The organism is Segatella asaccharophila, assembly GCF_054687055.1.
In genome coordinates this window covers 1-22649 of sequence record NZ_BAACAN010000008.1, presented here as the reverse complement: position 1 = coordinate 22649, position 22649 = coordinate 1, and the positions used below count along the sequence as shown (strand labels likewise).

Sequence of the window (22649 nt, the reverse complement as noted above, 5' to 3'; positions counted from 1 at the left end):
AAATATACAAGGTAAAAGTTAAATCTGGTTCAGAGAGGAAAAAAAACAGGATGCGATTTCATGACTGGCAACTTTTTAGTAACTTTGCACTCTGTCAATGAGAAGAAAGTCAGTTATATTTCTATTGTTGTGCGCCTTCATGTATATGATGGCAGTGCCCAATATGCCTTTTTTTAAAAGGAAGAAAAAATCAGTAACTGCTGATTCTGTCGCTTTACGGGATTCCGTGAAGCGGGATTCTTCCGGCCATATCGTTGCGGATACGACTAAAATGGATTCACTGCAATTAGCTATTTACCATCACAATAAGATCATTGATGATTCGATCCGGCTGGATTCTATCAATCGGAAAAAGGCTGGTGGTATAGATGCCCCTATTAATTATCAGGCGGATGATTCCATCGTTTATGATGCAAACCGGAAAATGGCCTATTTATATGGTAATTCCAATGTGAAGTACGAGAATTATAACCTGACTTCCGATAGGATCAGAATGAATATGGATCATGATTTGATGCAAGCTCATGGTACAAAAGATTCCACGGCTGAGGGTGGAGTGAAGGGAAAGCCTGTTTTCAAGGTAGGACAGGACGAATACCAGACGGATACTATTGCTTTTAACTATAAGTCTAAGAAAGCTTTGGTGGACCAGGTCTATACTCACCAGGATGAAGGCTATCTGTCCGGTAAACTCTCCAAGCGTGATTCTACGGGTATCATCTATCTTCAGCATGGCCGTTATACTACTTGTGATAAACAGGATCCTGATTTTTATATAGCCCTTTCCCGTGCGAAGGTACGTCCGGGCAAGGATGTGATTTTCGGCCCGGCTTATCTGGTTGTAGCAGATGTACCTTTACCTTTTGCTATTCCTTATGGTTTCTTTCCTTTTACCAAGCATTATTCCTCCGGATTCATCATGCCTAGTTATGGTGATGAGAATGCCCGTGGATTCTATCTGCGTAATGGGGGATACTATTTTGCAGTTAATGATGACTGGGATTTAAAACTTCTGGGAGAAATCTATACAGAAGGGTCATGGGGATTGAGTGCTGCTACCAATTACCGTAAGCGTTACCGCTATAGCGGCAGTTTTTATCTCAGTTATCAGAACACCAAGACGGGAGATAAGGGGATGCCGGACTATGCAAAGCAGGAAAGTTTCAAGATCCAGTGGAGCCACCGGCAGGATGCGAAAGCAAATCCTTTCAGTTCTCTTTCTGCGAGTGTCAACTTTGCTACGTCCAGTTATGAGAAGAATAACTTGACCAGTTTGTATAATCCGCAAAGTTATACGCAGAGCACTCGAACCTCTTCCGTGAGTTGGAGCACAGGTTTCTCCAGCATCGGATTGTCTCTGAGTGCCACCGCCAATCTGTCTCAGAATATGCGAGACTCTTCCCTGGCGATGACCCTGCCCGATCTGAGTATCAGTCTGGCCCGTTTCTATCCTTTCCGCCGTAAACATCTGGTGGGAAAGGAACGTTGGTATGAGAAGATTGCCATGAGCTATACTGGTCAGATCAGTAATTCGATCAATACCACTGAAGACAGGTTCTTGCATTCGAACCTGATAAAGGACTGGAAAAACGGGTGGGAGCATACGATTCCCATCAGTGCAAGCTTTACGCTGTTCAATGCAATCAATATTAATCCGAGTTTTAATTTTACCGACCGGATGTATACGAATAAAATCATGCGGTCCTGGGATGAAGCCCGTCAGACGGAGGTCTGCGACACGACGTATGGGCTGCATAACATATACAACTGGAATTTCAGTGTAGGAGCGAGTACAAAGGTGTATGGTTTCTGGGTACCCAACAAGAAGATCTTCGGTGACAAGATCCAGGCTATCCGCCATGTGTTCACTCCAACGGTAACCTTCAGCTATTCCCCTGATTTCGGCGCCCGGCGTTATGGCTATTGGGATTCGTATCAGAAGACTGATGCTGACGGTAATGTCTCGCTGGTGTCTTATTCTCCCTATAGTGATGGTCTCTATAGCGTGCCCGGAAAAGGCCGGTCGGAAAACGTTACCTGGGATATAGATAATAACCTTGAGATGAAAGTGAAAAGTGACAAGGATTCTACCGGATTCAAGAAGATCAGTCTGATTGATGAACTGGGAGCGACGATGTCCTACAATGCGGCAGCCAGCTACCACCGGTGGAGTGACTTGTCGGTGCGTATGCGATTGAAGTGGTGGAAAAATTATACCTTTAATTTTAATGGTATGTTTTCTACATACGCCTATGAGCTGGACCAGAACGGAGACCCCTATGTCAGTAATCATACAGAGTTTGGAAAAGGACGTTTCCCTCGTTTCCAGGGGATGTCCCAGAATATTTCCTATACGCTGACACCTGATAAGATCAAGAAATTCTTTCATCATGGTGATGAAGACCAGGAGAGTAAAAATAAAAACAAGAAAAATAACCCACAGGGAGATGACGAAGGAACGGATACTAATATAGAGAGTAATATTGATCCGGATATGGAGAAGGGGAAGAATGGAGCTCAAAAGAGCGGAAAAGCCGAAACGGATGAAAACGGGTATATGAAGTTCTCCATGCCCTGGTCTCTTACCTTTGGCTATGGTATCTCGATGCGGGAGAACACAAGCGGAAAATTCAACTACAAGCACATGCGCTATCCATATAAGTATACCCAGACTCTCAATGTGAGCGGAAATATACGGATCAGTGACGGATGGAATATTAATTTCTCTTCAGGATATGATTTTGAGTATCATAAGATTAGTATGACCACAGCATCTTTACAGCGTGATTTGCACTGCTTTAATATGAGTTGTGATGTGGTGCTTGCTCCGTATACGAGTTATAATTTTGTTTTCCGCTGCAATGCTTCCACACTGACAGATGCCTTGAAATATGAAAAGCGTAGTGGATATTCGAATGCTGTTCAGTGGTATTGATTTTCAAAAGTGAAGATTTGTGCTTAGGTGTTTATGAAGGGGAATGAGGATGAGATATGATTTTGACCAGGTTATAGACCGTCTTGGAAGTGGGGATGTGATGCATGAAGCCTTGCAGTCCCGCTGGGGGCGCAAAGATTTGTTGCCGATGTGGGTAGCAGATATGAATTTTGCCGTCTGTCCTGCTATTATTGATGCCATGCGCAAGCGTCTGGCTCACCCGATATTCGGCTATACCGTGTTACCGGATGACTATAAACCTGCCATACAGGATTGGATCTTTTCACACCATCAGTGGAAGGTGGAAAAGGACTGGATTAGTTTTATTCCTGGCATAGTGAAAGGACTGGGGATGGTCTTGAATGTGTTTACCCGTCCGGGTGATGAGGTAATCATACAGCCCCCTGTGTATCATCCTTTCCGACTTGTTCCACAGGGTAACGGTCGTAAGGTCGTATTTAATGGCTTGAAGAGAAATCCGGATGGTTCCTACAGTATGGATTTCAGCCATCTGCAGAAAGTATATAACAAGCGTTGCAAACTGTTTGTTCTTTGTAATCCCCATAATCCTGCCGGGATCTGCTGGGACCGGGACACCTTGATTCATCTGGCAGATTTCTGCTATGATCACCATCTTCTGGTGGTGAGTGATGAAATTCATTGTGACATGGCCCTTTTCGGAAACAAGCATATCCCCTTTGCCAGTGTAAGTGAGAAAGCTGCGGCTAACAGCATCACCTTTCAGGCTCCTACGAAAACTTTTAATATTGCCGGCATCATCACCTCGCATGCTATTATTCCGAATCCGGAAATCCGCAGAAAGTTCTGTCACTGGGTGAATGTCAATGAACTGGCAGAGCCTCATATCTTTGCACCTATAGCTACCATAGCTGCCTTCCGCCATGGTGAAGAGTGGAGGAAGCAGATGCTGGCTTATGTAGAGGACAATATCCGGTTTGTCGAAGAGTATTGTGATGCACATATCCCTGGTATATGTCCTTTACGGCCTCAGGCAAGTTTCCTGATATGGCTTAACTGTCGTGGATTGGGACTCAGCCATGAACAATTGCTGGATCTCTTTGTTGATAAGGCTCATCTGGCATTGAACGATGGTGAGATGTTCGGCCCTGGAGGAGAAGGGTTCATGCGTCTGAATGTGGGATGCCCGAGGAGTATTATCAAAAAAACACTGAACCAGTTATCTCAGGCAGTAGTTGATCTTCCATATTCGGAAAGGGTGGACAAGGAGAATAGATAGGGAGCATTGAAGAAAGAGCCCTGTACCTTCGTGTTTGTTTATCCAACGGTCTTGACCGGGTGTCAGTTGTCACCGATAAGTTTATTCAGAGAGGCTTCTTCGCCGACCACCCACAGAATATCCCCCTTCAGAAATTTTCTTTCCGGATTGATGATCTCCAGGTTCTCTTGCCCTTCATCCAGGCCTACGACCATACAGTTGAAATGGTCGCGGATGCCACTTTCCTTCAGATTTTTCCCTATTAAAGGGCATTGATCCGTTACGACAAACTGCCGGAGTTTCATCTCTCTGTTTTCGATGTCCGGATCTTCCGGTACTCTTTCATTTTTTAGAGCCTGATTCAATTGTGTCAGTTGTTTGTCATTTCCGATCACTTCCAGACGATCGCCCGGGTAGATGGAATTATGCCCATTAGGGATATTGATACGTTGATGTCCTCTGAGAATACTGCTCACCTGTATACCAAAGCGTTTTCGTAGTTGCAGTTCCCTTAAAGACTTGCCGCCCCATACGGAATCTTCAGATATGTCAAATAGGCTGATATGAATATCTCTGTCCAGAAGATGGCCCTCATAGAGGGGTCTTCTTTTTCCTTGTACCTGTGCCCTGATCTCTCGGCTATGGAGATTCTGGACGAACAACCTTTCCAGTCTGATGCTTCCCTTTTTAAGTTTTTTAGAGGCAATCATCAAGGTGATGATCGTCAGGGCGAAAGTGATCAACAAGGCGTTATTGAAACGTGTCAGATAATTACAGATATAAAAAACAAATCCGGAGGCAATAATGTACCTGACCAGGACGGTGAAGAGAATAGGGAGGCGGTTGATACGCTTTTCCGTCCATAGTGCCTTTACCTCCTCACTGTGGTTTTTCTTGGTAACCATAGCTCGAAGTGCAGGAGAAATCAGTAGTACCGTAAGTACGCCGCCAACTATATTTCCCGTCTGAAATCCAAAGATATGCCTGAATATGGGTAGGATAAAGGTAAACATCAGGAATATGCCTGCTACACAGAGGATACTGCATATTATCGTGATTTTTAGCAAAGCCCGGAGAAGGCGTCCCCAGTTATTTCTTTCTGCTTTGGAAGTAGAATGGATGCTGAGAGTGATGTGGTTCAGCCTTCTGATCCATCGCTTGGGAAGATGGTGCTCCAGGTATTGATAGCATGGACTGGAGAATCGGATCATGTAAGGTGTGAGAAAAGTGGTAATGATACTTACTGCAACGACAACAGGGTAGAGAAAATTACTGATGACATGCAGAGATAGCCCTAAGGATGCGATGATGAAAGCAAACTCACCGATCTGAGTCATTGAGAAACTGCATTTCATAGCTGTTTTCAACGGTTGTCCACTCAGCAAAAAACCTGCTGTTCCGAAAATTGCCTCACCACCGATCACGGTAATGACCAGAATCAGAATAGGGATGGCATATCCGGCAATGATTTTAGGGTCAACGAGCATCCCTACAGAGACGAAGAATACTGCTCCAAAGAGATTTTTTACCGGTGCCACCAGTCGGGTGATTTTTTCCGCTTCGATGGTTTCAGCAAGGATGCTTCCCATGACAAATGCTCCGAAAGCAGGACTGAATCCCACTTTTGACGAAATGACAGCCATAAGAAAACACAACCCCAGGGATACGATAACAAGCGTTTCGTCATTCATGAGTTGGCGTGTATAGCGCAGGAAGAGGGGAATGACAGACAGTCCTACGATAAACCATAGAATGAGAAAGAATGCAATCCGCAGAATACTTTCTATCAGTTGGCCTCCATCCGGGTTGTTCCCTCTGGCAATGGTTGACAGCATGACCATCATGACAATTGCCAGAATATCTTCCAGGATGAGGACACTCATGACGAGTCCGGCAAAATTCTGTTGTATTAGATCCAGGTCATTGAAGGCTTTGTAGATGATCGTCGTGGAGGCGATGGCTAGCATTCCCCCAAGGAAGATGCAGTCCATCTTTCTCCATCCGAAGGCATGCCCAACGAGAACTCCCAGTGTCATCATGCAAAAAATGATCGTACAGGTGGCGATGACGGGTGCAATTCCCATCTTGATGATCTTCTTGAAAGAAAAGTCCAGGCCTAAGGAAAAAAGCAAGAAAATTACTCCAATGTCTGCCCATGTCTGAATGGATGATTTATCCATAATGGATATGGTGTAAGGCATGTGGGGAGAGACCAGGAAACCGGCGACTAAATATCCTAGCACCAGTGGTTGCTTGAGTTTCTTGAACAGCAGGGTGACTACACCTGCTATGATAAGAATGAGGGCAAGGTCTTTGATCAGATCCGGAAGTTCTGCCATGAGCAAATGGGATTTAGGGCCTCTTTCTATGAGTGAGGATGATAGAGATGAACACTATATAGGAAATAGATAGCTTATTATTTTTTAAAGATCAGGATTTTAAAGAGCTCCTTTGTTTGAATGGATATAAACAGACCGGATAAGGAACCAGAAGTTGGTTCCTTATCCAGAGGTGCTCATTCATTATATTTTGCAGCAATCTCACAGATCTTGATAATGGTCTGTACGGCCTTTTCCATGACCTGGACACTGACAAATTCATGATTGCCGTGCATTTCCACACTGCCTGCGAAGATGTTGGGGCAAGGCAGTCCACGGAAACTGAGTTGCGCTCCATCAGTGCCACCACGGACAGCTTCTACTTTTGGCGGAATGCCGACTTGTTGCATGGCGCGGAGAACGATTTCGATCACATGCATATTGGTGTTGATCTTCTCCTTCATATTATAGTACTGGTCCTTCATGTCTATGATGCAAGTCCCTGTACCATATTTTTGATTTAGCTTCTTGGCACAGTTGAGAATAAAATTCTTGCGGTCTTTGAATTTCTGTGTATCGTGATCGCGGATCAGGTAATTAAGTGTGGCTTCTTCTGTCCGGCTTTTCATGCTGAGCAGATGGTAGAAGCCCTGATAACCTTCCGTAGTTTCCGGTACTTCATTTTCAGGGATCATCGCATTGAATTCGCAGGCCAGTCGATTAGCATTGATCATCTTGCCCTTTGCGTATCCGGTATGGACACTTACTCCCTTGATATGTACCCTTGCTGCGGCGGCATTAAAGTTTTCATACTCCAGGTCGCCTAGATCGCCGCCATCCATAGTATAAGCCCAGTCACAGCCGAACTTTTTAACATCAAAATGGCGGGCGCCCATTCCTATTTCTTCGTCTGGATTGAAGGCGATGCGAATATCCCCATGGTCGATTTCCGGGTGGTCGCGCAGATAGCACATTGCCTGTACGATTTCGGCTACTCCTGCCTTGTCATCAGCTCCCAAAAGAGTTGTGCCGTCACTTACGATCAAGTCTTCACCTTTATGTGCCAGGAGTTCCGGGAATTTTTGGGGAGAGGAGATGATACCGGGAGACAGTTCTATATCACCACCCTGGTAGTTCCTGACCACACGTGCCTTGATATTCTTCCCACAGGCATCCGTACTAGTGTCATAATGGGAGATGAATCCGATGGTTGGCGTTTTTATTTTTACATTTCCTTTCAGTGTGGCATAGATATAACCCATGTCATCCATCTCTACATCACTGAAGTTTTCGTCCTCCAGTTCTTTGGTCAGATACTTGGCGAACTCCAGTTGTTTCGCCGTACTCGGGACACTGTCAGAGTCTTCACTCGACTGCGTGTCATACTTCGTGTAATTGATAAATCGTTCAGTGAGTTCCATTCTTTCTGAATTAGTATTTTAAAATCACTATTTGCAAAGATAATCATTTTTTCGGATATGGCAATACTTTCAGATAATGAAAGAGGCCTGATCCGGGGGAGATGCTTTTCCGAATTCCGGGATGGAGTTCAATAGCGCCTGAACTGGATCCTGAGCAGGGAATCTCTCACGGTAAGATGCTCGTGGGTAAGTTGTTCAATGATGAAGTGTTCGTCAAAGGAATTGAGGCCGTATTTGCGATAAGGGTCTATCGATGGATTTTTAGAATTTACTGATGCCGAGTCAGCGGCAGGCCGATAGAGCCGGAGCGTATCCCCCCGTTTTTCGGTCATCAGAGTCAGTCCGCCGGTCTGGAAGAGTTTACCCTCTATTGCCCAGAACCGTTTCTCCTGGGACACATTTTCGGTATGGCCGTTGGAAATGGAATCGATATTGACCAATAACCAGTAGCCATCAATGTTCCGGTTATCCGTAGGGCTGATGTCCCCACATGCTGATAACAGGAAGACCGTCATGAGGATGATTCCGGAAGTTATTTCTAAAGACGTCTTGTGCATGCTCATTTCTTAAAATCTGAATATACCTCTTTTTAAGAGAGTAAGCCTGAATCCTGTATTGTTTCCCAGCAGCCTTCCATGGTCCAGCCCGAAAGCCCCTTTCAGCATCCAACCCTGCCTAAACCGATAGGATGCTTCTATCATCATACTGAAATTCCTTTCTATCGGAACGTATGGATTATCGTATGTGCCCCATCCTTTCTGGATAGTAGCCAGAATCCTGTAGTCCAAAACAGGAAGAGGACTACCCGAAACTCCCAGATGCCAGGCTATGAAGCGGGTATCCTTGAAATCAATGTGCCGGTCCGTATTATAGATGGGAGAGCGATAGAGCGGGTTCCCCATGGCTTGTCCCCAATGCTGCCAGCCGGGGTAGAAGTAATGGTTATAATAATCATCCCGTCCTGCCACATGGGCTGCCAGGCCTGGCTCACTATCATGATAGACTGCCCCGCTCTGGTCGGTCGTATGGATATATTCGAAGACTATATCTTTGAGCCATGTCCCTTTCTTCAGGGTGATCTCACTTCCTATCAAGGCATCACGTGGGGTATAGAAAATATAATGGGTATATTTGTGAGTGCGATAATCTGTTGAAGTGTCGCCATAACCGTCAAAGTCCAGGAAAAACAACTGAGAATGGTCATCGAAGAAGTGATCAATATAGCATGCAGCCTTCCAGTCAGGTTCGTTCAGATTGAACCGGCACATCAGGGAGCCGACTCCGTTTCCTTCTACATTGGCATAGGGACCTTCTCCAATGTCACCCTCGCCCCCTGGCACAAAGGCCTGCCAGTAGTCTTTCAGTCCTGATCCGCGCTTGATAGCCTTCCCGTGGTTATAGGTGATCCCTCCAAACTGACAGGCCATCTCCATTCCGGCTTCGACAGTAAAATGTCCATCAGGTCTCCCAAACCGCAGAAAGCCTGATTTGGTGTGAAGTAGCATGTCTTTGGCCCATTTGGAATCTGGATCCGCAAATCGTTCTTGCCAATGGCTGTCCGTCATCCACCCGAAAGACAGGTGTCCCTTGAATCCCAGCCATTTGAACACTTTGATATAGTCAGGCAACTCCAGCCGTATCTGAGGCACAGGACGGGCATTGATGCCTAAAGTCTGGGAACCACTCGAAAGTTGTTCGTTCTTCTGCTCTTCCGGAAATTCCTTTGCCCCGATAGTCATGATCCCATGTAACCAGCGTCCTTCAATATATGCCTGTTGGATGATAAAATCAGAAGTATAATGGCAGGGTAATACCACATCAAGTCCTGTCCCCCAGTCCCATTTACGTTGTGTATGTTCATGAAGGTCTGGTTCCGTGTGTTTGACTTCTTCGTCAGGATACCCTTTCATCGTTTTGAAAACTGCTGTACGCAGATACCCGTTACAGGTTTTCAATGAAGATAATCCATATCGGTTGGCATTCAGCCATAAGGGCGTTTTCCCATCGGCGAGGCCACCGTCTGCTTCGATCTTATAGTTAATACTTTGCGCTTGAACCGGCGCCGTGATTAGAAAAACCGCCGGAAGGATAAGGGCTTTTAGTCTTGCGAGCTTTACTTTCAATTTATTTTTTGTGAATTGTATCAAAGTATGATGCCAGTAGAAATGATCCCAGGTGTGTACTTTTGTTCCAGTGTCGGAAGAGATCTTATTTGCAAATATACGAAATCTTTTCAGATTACTGAACAGGTATCCTTGTTAAATTCTTTTAACTTCAACTGTTGACCGAGAACATTTGGGTGAGAGAGCCGCTTGTTCTTTAGGATAAAGAGATTATTCATGATGAAATTCGAAAGATAATCTTTAAATATGCTTAATAGGTTTGTAAAATTCAATAAAATAATTTAAATTTGCAAGAGTAAGTTGGTTAAATAAGAAAAACAATACATAATGAAAAAGATTCTGACTGAATCAAGCGGACTTATAAAATGGACAGTTCTGATAGGAGATATTGTCCTTTTTTATATCATTACAGCCGTCTATCTCTTTCTTATATTCCCTAATAATTCATGGAGTCTTCCAGACCGGCAGTTGTTTTATGTTTCAGCCCTTGTGGGACAGATGATTGCGCAGTATGGCTATTCTTCCATCATTCACCGAAGAATTATTACAACCAGGAAAATCCTTCGTCGTGTAACAGAATTGGTCATAACGGTTTTTATTGTCACCTATTTGATGATTCGCTTACTTCATTTTGAAGGCTATGACGGGGGAATCATATTGGCCATGATCTGCGGGACTTATTGGTTGGCTTTGCTTGCATTAAGGTCTGTTGAGCGTAGCTTTCTCAATCGTTTACGCAAGAAGGGCCGGAATACACGCTCTGTCATCTTTGTTGGTACGGATCCAGCCTTGGATATTATCTTCAGCAGACTGATAGGTGATCCTTCTACGGGCTACCGTTTCGGTGGATACTATGCCCCTGAAGATAATAAGAAGTATTCAAGTTTGAATCAACTTTCTTATTTGGGCACCTATGAGATGCTGGATAAAAAACTGGAATCTTGTCCGGAAGAGCAGGCCATTGCTGATGAAATCTATTGTAGTCTTCCTCGTTCCTGTGGTGATGAGATTACCCGTGTAGCACAATATTGTGATGATCATTTCATTCGTTTTTTCTATGTTCCATTGCTGGCGGAAGGTTTTGACTTGAACCTCAGGCCGGAGATGCTGGGTGATGAGATGCTGGTCTTTTCCACTTATAATATGCCTTTGTCTCTGCCTGCAAACCGTTTCGTCAAACGGACTTTTGACATTGTCTTTTCGTTGATAGCCCTTGCTGTCACACTTCCGTTTTACCCCATTATTGCTCTGATCATCAAAATATCAAGTCCGGGACCGGTATTTTTCAAGCAGCGCCGTACAGGTATTAACGGGAGGGAATTCACAATATTGAAATTTCGCTCCATGCGTGTTAATGCTGAGGCAGACGAGCTCCAGGCTACAAAAAATGATCCACGTAAGTTTGTCTTCGGTGATTTTATGAGGAAGACGGATATAGATGAACTTCCTCAGTTTATTAATGTCCTGAAAGGGGATATGAGTGTCGTCGGCCCGCGGCCACACATGCTCGTACACACAAAACTCTATTCCAGTTTGATAAGAAAATATATGGTCCGTCATTTTGTCAAACCGGGTATTACCGGCTGGGCTCAGGTTACCGGGTTCCGTGGGGAAACAAAGGAACTGGATGCCATGAAGAAGCGTGTCAAACAGGACATCTGGTACATGGAGCACTGGAGCTTTTGGCTGGACATCTATATTATCTTTCTGACAGTCAAGTCTGTATTCGTTCATGATAAACATGCCTATTAATTTTCGTTATCCATAAAAATAATTATTATTTTAGGTTTGATCGCTTGCAGATCTCGTTTAGATTGCTTAATTTTGTAGAGAACCGAGAGGGACTGGGGGGCTTCTGAGGTATTTGAGAAGCTGTACGGTTACCTGATCGTGAAAGGCAAAAGTATAGAATCTGAATAGAATAAGATGAAAGAGGACCATTCTTTACAGGCACAACTTCTACAACAATTCCGGCAGTCGCTCAAGAGCGTGTTTCATCATTATGCCACTTTTAAGGGGCGTGCCCCTCGTTCAGAGTTCTGGTGGTTTGAATTGTTCGAAGTGATTGTGTTTTTTATTGCTTCACTTGTGGATGACCTTGTTCTGGATTTTGTTTATAGAAAGTTCGGGTTCCAGTATAAAGGTTCTATCCGCATCCTGACTCTTATCCTCTTTGTCGGATTGCTGCTTCCTGGTCTGGCAGTGTTCTGGCGTCGGCTTCATGACACGGGGAGGAGCGGATGGTATTGTCTTATGGTTCTTATTCCTCTGAGCTTGAGCACTGTCCTGTCTTCGTTCTCCACGACAGGAAGTATCATGTTTGGTATTTTAGGACTTATAGCGATGGTGGTTCTCCTGCTTTTCTGTTGTTTGGATTCCCAGTCAGAAGACAACAGATATGGCCCTTTTCCTGAATAGAAATGATTTCTTGACTGCCTGTCAACAGTTCTAGTAAAGAATTATGAATATAAAATAAATTTATTATGGATGAAAGTAATCAATTTAAAATTCTGCCAAGGATTTCCTTTGGCCAGGCTGTCAAAAATGTCTTTGGCAAGTATGCAACTTTTACAGGGCGTGCCCGCCGTTCAGAATATTGGTGGTTTCAGTTGTTTGATTTCATTGTAGTTTTTCTGGCATCAATACTTGACGAGTTATTAGGCTTAGGTATTTCTGATACTGGTGAAGGTATTCTGACGATTATTGTCACTTTGGTCCTGCTTCTTCCATGCCTTTCGGTATTTTGGCGTCGGCTGCATGATATGGGAAAGAGCGGATGGAATTATTTATGGGTAATTATCCCTGCCGCACTTTGTAGTATTTTTGCCGTTGCCCAACTATATGTGCTTACCATACTTGTCGGTATTGTAACCATAGTGACGGCTGTGATGCTTGTAGTGTGGTGTTGCATGGATTCTCAGCCGGAAGAAAATCAATATGGTCCTTCACCCAAATATCAGCAGATAACCAATGTCTCTCACGATGAAGGGCAGAGCATTCCGGATGATCATTCTGATTCTGAAATCATACAGTAGTCACAGGGAGAAGGTTTGGCCAGGACATTAAGGTACGGCTGGGTTCTGTTTATAAGATTTTCTGGAAGTTAACCGTAAAGGTCGTACCTTTATTTTCCTGTGATACTACCTTGATATGAGCTCCATATTTCTCGAGAATCTGTTTAGCCAGTGCCAGACCAATGCCATGACCACTGATGCCCCGGGTGTTTGCAGCACGATAGAAAGGCTCAAAAATATGTTTTAAGTCAGCTTCTGATATGCCGATGCCTTGGTCTTTGATCATTATGTTACCCTTGTTGACGGTGATAAAAACTTTTTTGTCTCCAGAATATTTATGGGCATTGTTAATGAGATTATGCAGGGCAATGGACAGGAGGCCCTCATCAATCCGTATCTTGAAATTGTTTTTTATAATAATATCCGTTCTTTCATCTCGGAACTGTTGGAGGCAGGCTTCAATGTCTACGGTGTTGAGATATTCTGAATTTATTTTTTTAGAATTGGCATGGGAAAATTGCAATAGTTGCTGCATGATTTTGATGATCCGGTTGGTTTCCCAAGAGATACGCTGCAGGGAATTACGATATTCTTCGGTCGATCGTTGTCGCATGAGAGCTATTTCACATTCTCCCTGGATAGCCGTCAGGGGATTATTGATTTCATGAGAAGCATTGTTGACAAACATCTTTTCGATCCGGTAGTTCTTATCTATCCGGTCTACCATCCTGGTTGCATATAGCCGGCTGATAAGATAGAGAATCACTGCTGAGATCAATACCAGAAAAGTAATGTACCATCTGATGGTATGAGATATTTCTTTTCCGTATGGGTTGCGGCTGAGTACCACAACGGCAAAAGTACCCTCATTGTCATAATAGATGAAAGCTGTTCCTACCTGGTCCCCATGATAGAAGTTGATGACTTTATTCTGATATAGATCTCTCAGTTGTTCAGGTTTCAGATATTTTGATAATTTCCGGTTAGCTTTCCTTCGGTTTTTGATGTTGATGAAGAGTTCTTTTGATGTAGGAATAGAATTTTTCCGACGTCTTACTACATTCTGGTATTTGATCGGGTCAAGTTCATCTTTTGAAAACTTTTCGTCAGCCACGGCATGCGCCTTTTCATTCATATACTTGAAATAAAGGTTCTCCGTGTAGTGAGAAGAGATGATATAGAAGACAAACCCCGCAATCAGAACCAGACCGATAGTGATACCGGAATACAGGATGGATATTTTACGGCTTGCATTCATGATGGATGAGGATTATTCTTTCATAATATACCCGATGCCTACAATCGTATGGATCAGTTTATGCTTAAAGGGATCGTCGATTTTGTTACGCACATATTTGACATAAACTTCTACAATGTTCGTGTTTGTGTCAAAATCTTTATCCCATACATTCTTGAGGAGTTCGCGGCGAGAGAGTATTTCTTCGTTATGGCGGATAAAATATTCCAGTAGCCGGTATTCCTTTGTGCTCAGATCGACGGAGATATTGCCTCTCATTGCTTTATGAGTGGACGGGTCGATGGCCAGATTAGCATAGGTGAACAGTTGATGGTCATTATTGAAGGTAGACCTGCGCAGTAATGCTTCTATTCTGGCAAGAAGCTCCATGAACTTAAATGGCTTGACGAGATAATCATCAGCTCCTACGTGCAGCCCCATGACAATATCATCAGTTGTACCGAGAGCCGTGAGCATGATAACCGGCGTCGCATAACCATATTTTGCCCGGAAGCGCTGGCAGATTTCTAGTCCTGAGAGTTGTGGCATACGGATATCCAAAAGCAAGAGATCATAAGATGCCTTGTTCTCGGTTTCTTGATGATTCTTTTCTCCTCCCTCCAAGGCTTCCCAGGCTTTTTCGCCATTGTCGAAAACTTCCACGTGGTACCCGAATTCCGCAAGTCCCCGTGATACGAAATCGGATATGTTTGCTTCGTCTTCTGCCATGCAGATGCTATACGGTTGATGATTACCTCTTTGTTCCATGTTTTACAAAACTAACTATTTTCATTGAAAAAAATCACATCACCGTAATTAGAAATCTCTAATTTATCTTAAAATCATTTTTCTTTTCTTTCTTCTGGTTATCCTGTCTCCTCTCTTCAGGGGATTGTCCGGTGAACTTCTGCACCGGACATCCCTGAATTCTTGTATATGGCCATCTGGATAATGGTGGTTTCATTTTTTGTTTATAGTTTCCGCTGTCTCAGCGTACCGTTTTTATCGAATACGGCATGTCCGTAGACCTTCTCCACAATGATAGGGAAAATGAACAGGGTGAAAATAGTTGCGCCGATCAGTCCTCCGATAATCACAACGGCTAGAGGCCGCTGGCTTTCACTGCCGATGCCGTGGCTCAGAGCTGCTGGCATTAGTCCCAGTGTTGCCATCATGGCTGTCATCAGCACGGAGCGGATCCGGGAGTGCATACCTTTGCTTACGGCAATGGGCAAGGGGTTATCGTGCCGGATGAAATGCTTGATGTCCATGATCATGATTACGCCGTTCTGGATACAGATTCCGAAGAGACAGATAAAGCCGATACCTGCTGATATGGAGAAATTGAAGCCGGTTATCAGTAAGATGAGTATTCCTCCTACGGCGGCAAAAGGCACGTTGAGCAAAACCAAAGAAGCGTCCCGGCTGTTGCCGAAGAGGACATACAAAATAGCGAAGATAAGCATGATGCTGATGGGCACTACCTGGGCAAGTCGCTTGCTGGCGCGTTTCTGGTTTTCAAAATCGCCGTTCCAACTGATCTTGTATCCGGAGGGGAGTTTTACAAACTTGGCCACTTTTGCACGTGCTTCATCAACGGCTGATCCCATATCACGGTCCCGGACAGAGAATTTGACGGCGCTATAACGTGAATGGTTTTCACGGTAGATGATCAGTGGGCCGGTGATCATCCGTATGTCAGCGAGTTCACTGATCGGGATCATACTTCCATCACTGGCTGGTACCTTGATCTTTCCTATTTCTTCTTCATTGTCCCGATAAGGCTTGGCGTATCTTACTACGAGGTTGAATTTCTTCTCGTTCTCATAGACCTGCGTGGCGGCTTTTCCGCCGATAGCCATCTCTATGGTGCTTTGCACATCCTGTTTGTTGACGCCATATCGGGCCAGCCGGGCCTCATTGATATTAATCTGCAATTCTGGTTGTCCTATATTGCGTATTACTCCTAGATCAGCTATTCCCCTGATTGGCTTCATCACCTTATAGATTTGATCAGCGATGTGCTCGCCTTCATAGAGGTCTGGTCCATAGATCTTCGCGACGATAGCTCCCTTGACCCCGCTTACAGCTTCTTCAACATTATCGCTGATAGGCTGGGAGAAGTTGAAGTCGATACCGGGATAGTCATCCAGGCTCTTGTTGATGGCCTTGATGAGCTGGTCCTTGTTGCGGCCTGTTTTCCATTTGTTCTCCGGATATATTTTCACAAAGAGTTCAATATTGTAAAACCCCGTCGCATCTGTTCCATCATTTGGCCGTCCAGTCTGCGACAAGACTTCCTTGACTTCTGGGAAGGTTCTTATTTTAGTACGGAATTGATTGGCTAATTTTACGGCTTCGTCCAGTGAGACACTTTGTGGTAGTGTAGCCCGGATGTAGATAGAACCTTCATCCATTGTCGGCAAGAATTCCGATCCTAGTAATCCATAGCAGGAAAGTCCGCAGATCATCGTTATGAAGGCGATGAGGATGGTCTTTTTCGGGTTTTTATGACACAAGGAAAAGAATCGGTCAAAGTATTTATAGATGAAATCAAGAAACCGGTTTTTCTTTTCTTTCACATTCTTCTTCAGGAAAAGGGAGGAAAGGACCGGTACGAGAGTAAGCGTGAAGATAAGGGCTCCCAGCAGGGCAAAACCGAGCGTATAGGCGAGGGGAGAGAACATCTTTCCTTCTACTTTCTGGAAGGAGAAAATAGGGAGCAGGGCGGTAATGATAATCAATTTGGAGAAGAACACCGATTTGGCTTTGCTCCTGGCCGTAACGCGGATCATACCATCCTTGCTGAGTTTGTTGAAAGCTGCCATCCCTACATGCCGGGCTCTCTCACTTAGGGTAACGTAAAGGGCTTCTACCATCACCACGGCACCGTCAATGATAATACCGAAGTCAATGGCGCCCATGGAGAGAAGATTGGCACTCATCCCATTAAGATGCAGACAGATAAAGGCAAAAAGCAGTGCCAGAGGGATGACAGAGGCTACAATAACTGTGGTCCTCCAGTCTTTCATGAAGAGAAAGACGACCAGTGTGACTAGTAGAATACCTTCAAGGACATTATGGAATACGGTGTGGACGGCTAAGTTCACAAGGTCCTGCCGGTCATAGAAGGGTTTTATCTTGACATCTTTCGGCAGGTCTTCAGTTTGAATCTCCTTGAGTTTCTCCTTCAGCGAGGCAATGACCTTCTCTGGGTTTTCACCTTTGCGCATGATGACGATACCTTCAACATCATCATTCTCATTATTCCGTCCCACCTGTCCGAGCCGTGGCTCGCAGGACTCATGGACATGGGCTAAGTTTTTAACCAGAATAGGGGTGTTGTTAATGTTTTTGACAACAATATTTCCGATCTCATCTACATTATTGAGCAGTCCCAGCCCCCTAACAACATAGGCTTGTGAATTTTTCTCAATGACATCTCCTCCTACATTGACATTACTGTTGGCGATGGCCTGATAGAGTTCGAGGGAACTGATGCCGTAAGTGGCAAGTTGGTCGGGATTGACACTGACCTCGAAGGTTTTCACCTCACCGCCAAAACTGACAATATCGGCGACACCTGGAACGGAACGGAGTTTCCTGTCGATGACCCAGTCCTGAAGGGTCTTCAGGCTTCTTACACTTCGTTTATTGCTTTTAAGCGTATAGCGGTATATTTCTCCTGTTGGCCCTTGAAGGGGCTCAACGTCAGGTTTTACTCCTTCGGGGAGGTCAGCGTCGGCCAGCATATTATATACTTGCTGACGGGCAAATTCATCATTTACATGATCATCGAATACTACGGTGACGACCGATAGTCCGAAGAGTGTTGTACTTCTGATGTCTGTCTTCTTCTGAACGGAGTTCATGGCAATTTCGATAGGAATGGTTACAAACTTTTCTATCTCTTCTGCGCTCCTTCCAGGCCATTGGGTGATGATCGTCACTTTGGTGTTCGTCACATCCGGGAAAGCATCAACAGGAGTCTTCGAAAAACTGATGCATCCGAGGACGATGGTGACCAAAGTGAGGAATATGATCAGGTATTTCCGTTTGAGGGAAAAGGAGATGATGGAATCGATAAACTTATTCATTGCTTAGGGCATTAAAGACGAGTAGTGCATTTTTGACAACGACTTTCTGTCCGGGGTGGACTCCTCCCGAAATGAAGTCCTTGTCTTCGGTATTATGGATGATCTGGATCTGTTGTTTATGGTATCTGCCTTTTCCTTCATTGACGATGACGTAGTTGTTGCCATTTTCGAAAATGACGGCCGAGGCGGGAACGCAAGTCACCCGTTTACCTTGCGTGGGGAGCATGACGTGAATATTGGCAAACATGCCTGGTTTGAGTTCTCCCTTCGGATTATGGAGCTTGACTCTGACTTTCATAGTCTTGCTTGCGCTGTCAATGATACTGTAGATCTTGTCAATGATTCCTGGGAGAGAGAGATCAGAATAAGCCATAGTGGTGACATATACATGTTCTCCAGTATGGATTTTGGCAATATCACTCTCGTAGACATCTCCTATCACCCACACATCCGACAGATCAGCTATCTCAAAGGCTGGATCTTCATTGTCGCTGTTGTCTATATAAGAATCATTATATACATTTTTTGTGATGACATATCCGGTGACGGGTGAGCGCAGGACAGCATTAGATCTGGATGCAAACCCATTGATACCGGCGATAGTCCGCAGACGGTTCCTTTCTGCCTCGGATATGAACAGTTTCTCCCGTGCCTCAACGACATCTTTTTCTGAAGCCATTCCACTTTTCAGCATATCTCTTTTCATCCTGAGTTCCCGTGAGGCAATATGAATATCGGCAGCAGCTTCACTCATCTCTTTGATGTAGTCAGCAGCATCCGAGGAGTGGACGGTCGCCAGATATTGCCCTTTACGTACTTCGTCACCCTTTTCCACTTGAATACCTGATATTCTTCCACTGCACGGAATGAAGACTTTGCCCAGACGACTTTCATCGCAAGCGATATTTCCATTCAAAACCACTTCATCATACATGAATTCTTGAGTTACCGGCGCAGATTCCAATATGTCTTTCAAACTGTCTGCCGGGGCTGACGTTGCCGTGCCTGAATTCTTTTTACCGTGATTACCACATGCTGCTAATAGTGTCATGGTCATGACCAGCAGGAAGTATTCTTTAGTATATCTCATTGTTTAATATCTTGATTTCAATAATTCAATTTAATGACATCCCTTCCTACATGGACATTCAACTGGATTGCCGATTGAAGGAGTTGATTCTTTGCCTCGATGATGGCGATATAGGAATCTTTATAGGAAGTATACATATCCAAAAATTCGAGGAGGGAAATATTTCGTTTCATGTATTGTATTTCGGCCTGGTTAATCATTCCGTCAATACTGTTACTGAAATTCTGATCGGCTTCGTCCACAATCTTCTTATCGAGGAAGAGTTGGTTGTAGTCTTGTCGGATGTCGGCTTCCATCTGTTGCTTATTCATCTCTTGTTGCAGCATTGCCTGCTGTGTCTGGATTTCTGCAGCTCTGATGTTTCCTTGATTGTGATTAAAGATCGGTATGCTGACACCTACTCCTATGGCGAAACCATTTTCATCATATCCTCCTTGTAAGGAGACCTGAGGCAGGGCATTGGCCTTCTGGAGTTTAACTTCATGCTCGCTGGCTTGGATACCAAGGCCTTGGGCAACAACGTCTGGTCTTGACTGAGCCAGTGAAAGAAGTTCCCTTAAATTGGATAAGTCTGATAGAGAATAGATAATTTTCTGTTCATTGATGACCGGTACGATGTCTTTATCTTCCGGCAGACCGGTTAACAACTGTATGTTCTTCTGAAGGTCCTTTTCTGAAGTAATGAGTTCCTGCTGTTCTTTGAGGAGCTGGAAGTGCAGGCTCTCAATCCGCTGAGCCTCTATAGCGGGGATATTACCTTTTTCTACCTGTTCATGATAGGCTTTGAGAATCTTTTCAAGCGACTGATTTTCTTTCTCATAGACGTGATTTTCCTTTTGTAAATAAAAGAGTTCAACTAATCTGGAATCCAATTGCTCGAGGAGTTGCCGTTCTGTGTCTTTCCTGGTATATTTAGATGATTCGACCATTGCTTCAGATTCTCTTACCTTTTCCTGATGTTGTCCTCCGATGGGGATGGACTGCTCTACTTGCAATTGGATTTCTCCGTTGTGGCTCCAGTCGAAATACCGCTTGCCATCTGGATTATACACATTGTAGGTGGTGTTAATAGCTGGATTGTCATATAATTTGTTCTGTGTAAGCTGAGCTTCCCTGGCCAGAATGTCATAATCTTTAGAACGCAGTAGCGGATAATGCTTAAGCATGAATTCTTCGGCTTGATTCAGGGTAACAGTGATTGGCTGCTCTTCTGTTATTTTATTCCTAGCTGCTATTTGATAAGGAATGCTCATTATGCAGAGGATGGATAAAATATTCAATTTACAATGATTCATCGTGAATTTTTTTTTAAGCCACAAAGATAGAGTTAAATATAATTAGAGCTTCTGGAAGTCAATTAGAATGTCTTGAAGTAAAATTAGAGTTTTCTCATCAATGGGATCACGGATGAAGAAGGTTCCTTTTTAAAGCATATAAAAAAGTAGGTGTAGGTGCTCTGTGAAAAATGATGAAAAAGAATGAGCGCAGATGATCCTCATTCAGTCAGAAATCGTCATTTGTTATCCTCATTTGTTATGATTTAGTCGCTAAATAGTCTATATATGTTGTTAAATGATCAGATTTATTTTAACTTTGTGTTTTGTGAATGAATATATAATTTAAAGTAAAGGAAATGAAAAAAAACAAATGGATGTTGATGACTATGGCAGTCATCTTGTTATTTACTGCCGCCTGTAGTGATAATGACGGCCCTTCTTACAGCAAAACGGCGTTGACGAACGATGCCTTAAAAACTATTTTAACTCAGAAGGGATTTCAGTTTGATGACCAGGGACGTCTCTTGCTGGATACTAAGGCAGATACGACAACTGAGCTTGATCTTTCTGGTACAAAACTGGATACACTGGAACTGAAGGGACTGTCTGTTCTGCCTCATCTGACATCGGTTGATCTTTCTCATAATGGCTATGGTCCCAGATTCGACTTTTCCCTGTTGCCTGAGCAGATCAAAAGTGTTAACCTGTCAAATAACGATATTTACGAATATCCCGGTCTGGTGAATATTCAGACCGCTGAGAACGGTGATGAAACGGTGACCGTTCTACACCATTTGACTAAATTAATTCTGCCTCATAGTGCACAATACAACTGTGTGGAAATTCCTACTTATTTTGCCCAGGTAAAAGGCTTGGATATGGAGATGCAGAATGCGGCTGGTACACTGAAACCTTACACTACGCTGAGGGATGTCCCGGATGAAGCTACAAGAGCCTATCTGAAAGAGGTCTTTCCTTCTGTCTTTACGGGGGATCAGATCGATATCAGCAAACGATTAGTGAAATTGACAGAAGCGAATGCGAATATTGTTTTATCTAAAAAGTATATTCCTTCAACAAGTTCCACCAACGAGATCAAATCGGTGGAAGGCGTGGAATATATCATTATGAATCCTGGATACAGGGGTGGTACTATAGTCATTGATGCCCATGATCAATGTGTATTGCCTTATATTGCAACAAATCTGTTTATGAACCAGTTTCTCATTTCTAAAGTCAGCACAAATTTGTTAAACTTATCGGCTTCTACTCGGTTATGTTACTTCAGCATTACTAGTAATGATTCTATAGAGAGTGCTGATTTAAGCCATTGTACTTTAATGGGGACAAGGGGCATGATGGAAGAATGCGACATTGATGATCCAAGCCAGATAACCTTGGTTCGTTGTCCCAAACTGACGTCTCTCTCTATACCCAAAACTGCTGATCATCTGGGTGGAATAGATTTGGAACATTTGCCGTTATTGGAAGATTTAAATCTTTCGACAATGAGTTATGTCCAAGTCCTTGCTCTTCAGGATATTAAAAACTGTAAATTAACTTTTTATGAAATGAAAATGCCTTCGGGCTGGACATGGAATCCATTTTTTAGTGTAGATGAGCAAACTTATAACCGGCCTTCGGTCAAAGCCTTCCTTGATAAGTATCATTCCCAATTCCAATGTTCCCCTGGACCGGCTGACCCTGATTCAGGTGGCGAATTTTATGATTGGGCAGCTGACTATAAATAATAATCTTTTAAAATTTAAGTTTTATGAAACGTACATGATTGTCTTTCGCCAAAGGGAATGAAAAGGGATTTTTTGTATCTTTGCCACAGTATAAATCCTTTAATCCTTTAGATATGGCGAATCAGAAGCAAGAAGTCTCCTTTTCAGAA

At 43.8% G+C, this 22649-nt stretch carries 15 protein-coding genes; 6 read left to right on the top strand and 9 right to left on the bottom strand.

Annotated elements, in window-relative coordinates:
- The first annotated feature begins 97 nt into the window (after nt 1–97).
- Together ACYRYG_RS06505 and ACYRYG_RS06500 are read left to right on the top strand one after the other, a co-directional pair.
- Nucleotides 98–2935 (top strand): putative LPS assembly protein LptD, encoded by a 2838-nt coding sequence (locus ACYRYG_RS06505; protein WP_293417951.1) that lies wholly within the window; start codon nt 98–100, stop codon nt 2933–2935.
- A gap of 43 nt (nt 2936–2978) precedes the next feature.
- Nucleotides 2979–4193, top strand: coding sequence for a MalY/PatB family protein (locus ACYRYG_RS06500; protein WP_460197849.1), 1215 nt, complete (start codon nt 2979–2981; stop codon nt 4191–4193).
- A 62-nt stretch (nt 4194–4255) separates the two neighbouring features.
- Here ACYRYG_RS06500 and ACYRYG_RS06495 read toward each other — a convergent pair whose 3' ends face one another.
- From ACYRYG_RS06495 to ACYRYG_RS06480, 4 genes are all read right to left on the bottom strand, one after another.
- Nucleotides 4256–6511: a monovalent cation:proton antiporter family protein gene (locus ACYRYG_RS06495; RefSeq protein WP_460197848.1), complete on the bottom strand. Its 2256-nt coding sequence runs from the start codon at nt 6509–6511 to the stop codon at nt 4256–4258.
- Nucleotides 6512–6687: 176 nt separating this feature from the next.
- Nucleotides 6688–7911, bottom strand: a complete 1224-nt coding sequence (pepT, locus tag ACYRYG_RS06490) for a peptidase T (protein WP_293417945.1) — start codon at nt 7909–7911, stop codon at nt 6688–6690.
- 128 nt (nt 7912–8039) lie between these two features.
- Entirely contained in the window at nt 8040–8468 is a 429-nt protein-coding gene (locus tag ACYRYG_RS06485; RefSeq protein ID WP_293423503.1) for a lipocalin-like domain-containing protein, read from the bottom strand.
- A 9-nt stretch (nt 8469–8477) separates the two neighbouring features.
- Nucleotides 8478–10034, bottom strand: a complete 1557-nt coding sequence (locus tag ACYRYG_RS06480) for a capsule assembly Wzi family protein (RefSeq protein WP_460197847.1) — start codon at nt 10032–10034, stop codon at nt 8478–8480.
- 327 nt (nt 10035–10361) lie between these two features.
- Here ACYRYG_RS06480 and ACYRYG_RS06475 point away from each other — a divergent pair, with 327 nt between their 5' ends.
- The 3 genes from ACYRYG_RS06475 to ACYRYG_RS06465 all read left to right on the top strand — a co-directional run bounded on the left by ACYRYG_RS06475 (nt 10362) and on the right by ACYRYG_RS06465 (nt 13069).
- A complete protein-coding gene (locus ACYRYG_RS06475) occupies nt 10362–11786 on the top strand; it encodes an undecaprenyl-phosphate glucose phosphotransferase (RefSeq protein WP_293417939.1) in 1425 nt (474 codons plus the stop codon).
- A gap of 174 nt (nt 11787–11960) precedes the next feature.
- Nucleotides 11961–12452 carry a DUF805 domain-containing protein gene (locus ACYRYG_RS06470; RefSeq protein WP_460197846.1) on the top strand — a complete coding sequence of 164 codons (492 nt, stop codon included), beginning with the start codon at nt 11961–11963 and terminating at the stop codon, nt 12450–12452.
- 65 nt (nt 12453–12517) lie between these two features.
- On the top strand, nt 12518–13069 hold the full coding sequence (locus tag ACYRYG_RS06465; RefSeq protein WP_293417933.1) for a DUF805 domain-containing protein: 552 nt from the start codon (nt 12518–12520) through the stop codon (nt 13067–13069).
- A gap of 49 nt (nt 13070–13118) precedes the next feature.
- On the opposite strand, the gene ACYRYG_RS06460 is transcribed toward ACYRYG_RS06465, so the two are convergent.
- From ACYRYG_RS06460 to ACYRYG_RS06440, 5 genes are all read right to left on the bottom strand, one after another.
- The gene (locus tag ACYRYG_RS06460; protein WP_293417929.1) at nt 13119–14306 is read right to left on the bottom strand and encodes a sensor histidine kinase; all 1188 of its coding nucleotides are present in this window, start codon (nt 14304–14306) and stop codon (nt 13119–13121) included.
- Between the two features lie 12 nt (nt 14307–14318).
- Nucleotides 14319–15053 carry a response regulator transcription factor gene (locus ACYRYG_RS06455; RefSeq protein WP_460197845.1) on the bottom strand — a complete coding sequence of 245 codons (735 nt, stop codon included), beginning with the start codon at nt 15051–15053 and terminating at the stop codon, nt 14319–14321.
- Between the two features lie 203 nt (nt 15054–15256).
- Nucleotides 15257–18382 carry an efflux RND transporter permease subunit gene (locus ACYRYG_RS06450; RefSeq protein ID WP_293417923.1) on the bottom strand — a complete coding sequence of 1042 codons (3126 nt, stop codon included), beginning with the start codon at nt 18380–18382 and terminating at the stop codon, nt 15257–15259.
- Nucleotides 18375–19472, bottom strand: a complete 1098-nt coding sequence (locus tag ACYRYG_RS06445; RefSeq protein WP_293417920.1) for an efflux RND transporter periplasmic adaptor subunit — start codon at nt 19470–19472, stop codon at nt 18375–18377. The genes ACYRYG_RS06450 and ACYRYG_RS06445 overlap by 8 nt, the downstream gene beginning before the upstream one ends.
- Before the next feature lie 17 nt (nt 19473–19489).
- On the bottom strand, nt 19490–20767 hold the full coding sequence (locus ACYRYG_RS06440; RefSeq protein WP_293423497.1) for a TolC family protein: 1278 nt from the start codon (nt 20765–20767) through the stop codon (nt 19490–19492).
- A gap of 338 nt (nt 20768–21105) precedes the next feature.
- Here ACYRYG_RS06440 and ACYRYG_RS06435 point away from each other — a divergent pair, with 338 nt between their 5' ends.
- Nucleotides 21106–22500 carry a hypothetical protein gene (locus tag ACYRYG_RS06435; protein ID WP_460197844.1) on the top strand — a complete coding sequence of 465 codons (1395 nt, stop codon included), beginning with the start codon at nt 21106–21108 and terminating at the stop codon, nt 22498–22500.
- Nucleotides 22501–22649 lie beyond the last annotated feature (149 nt).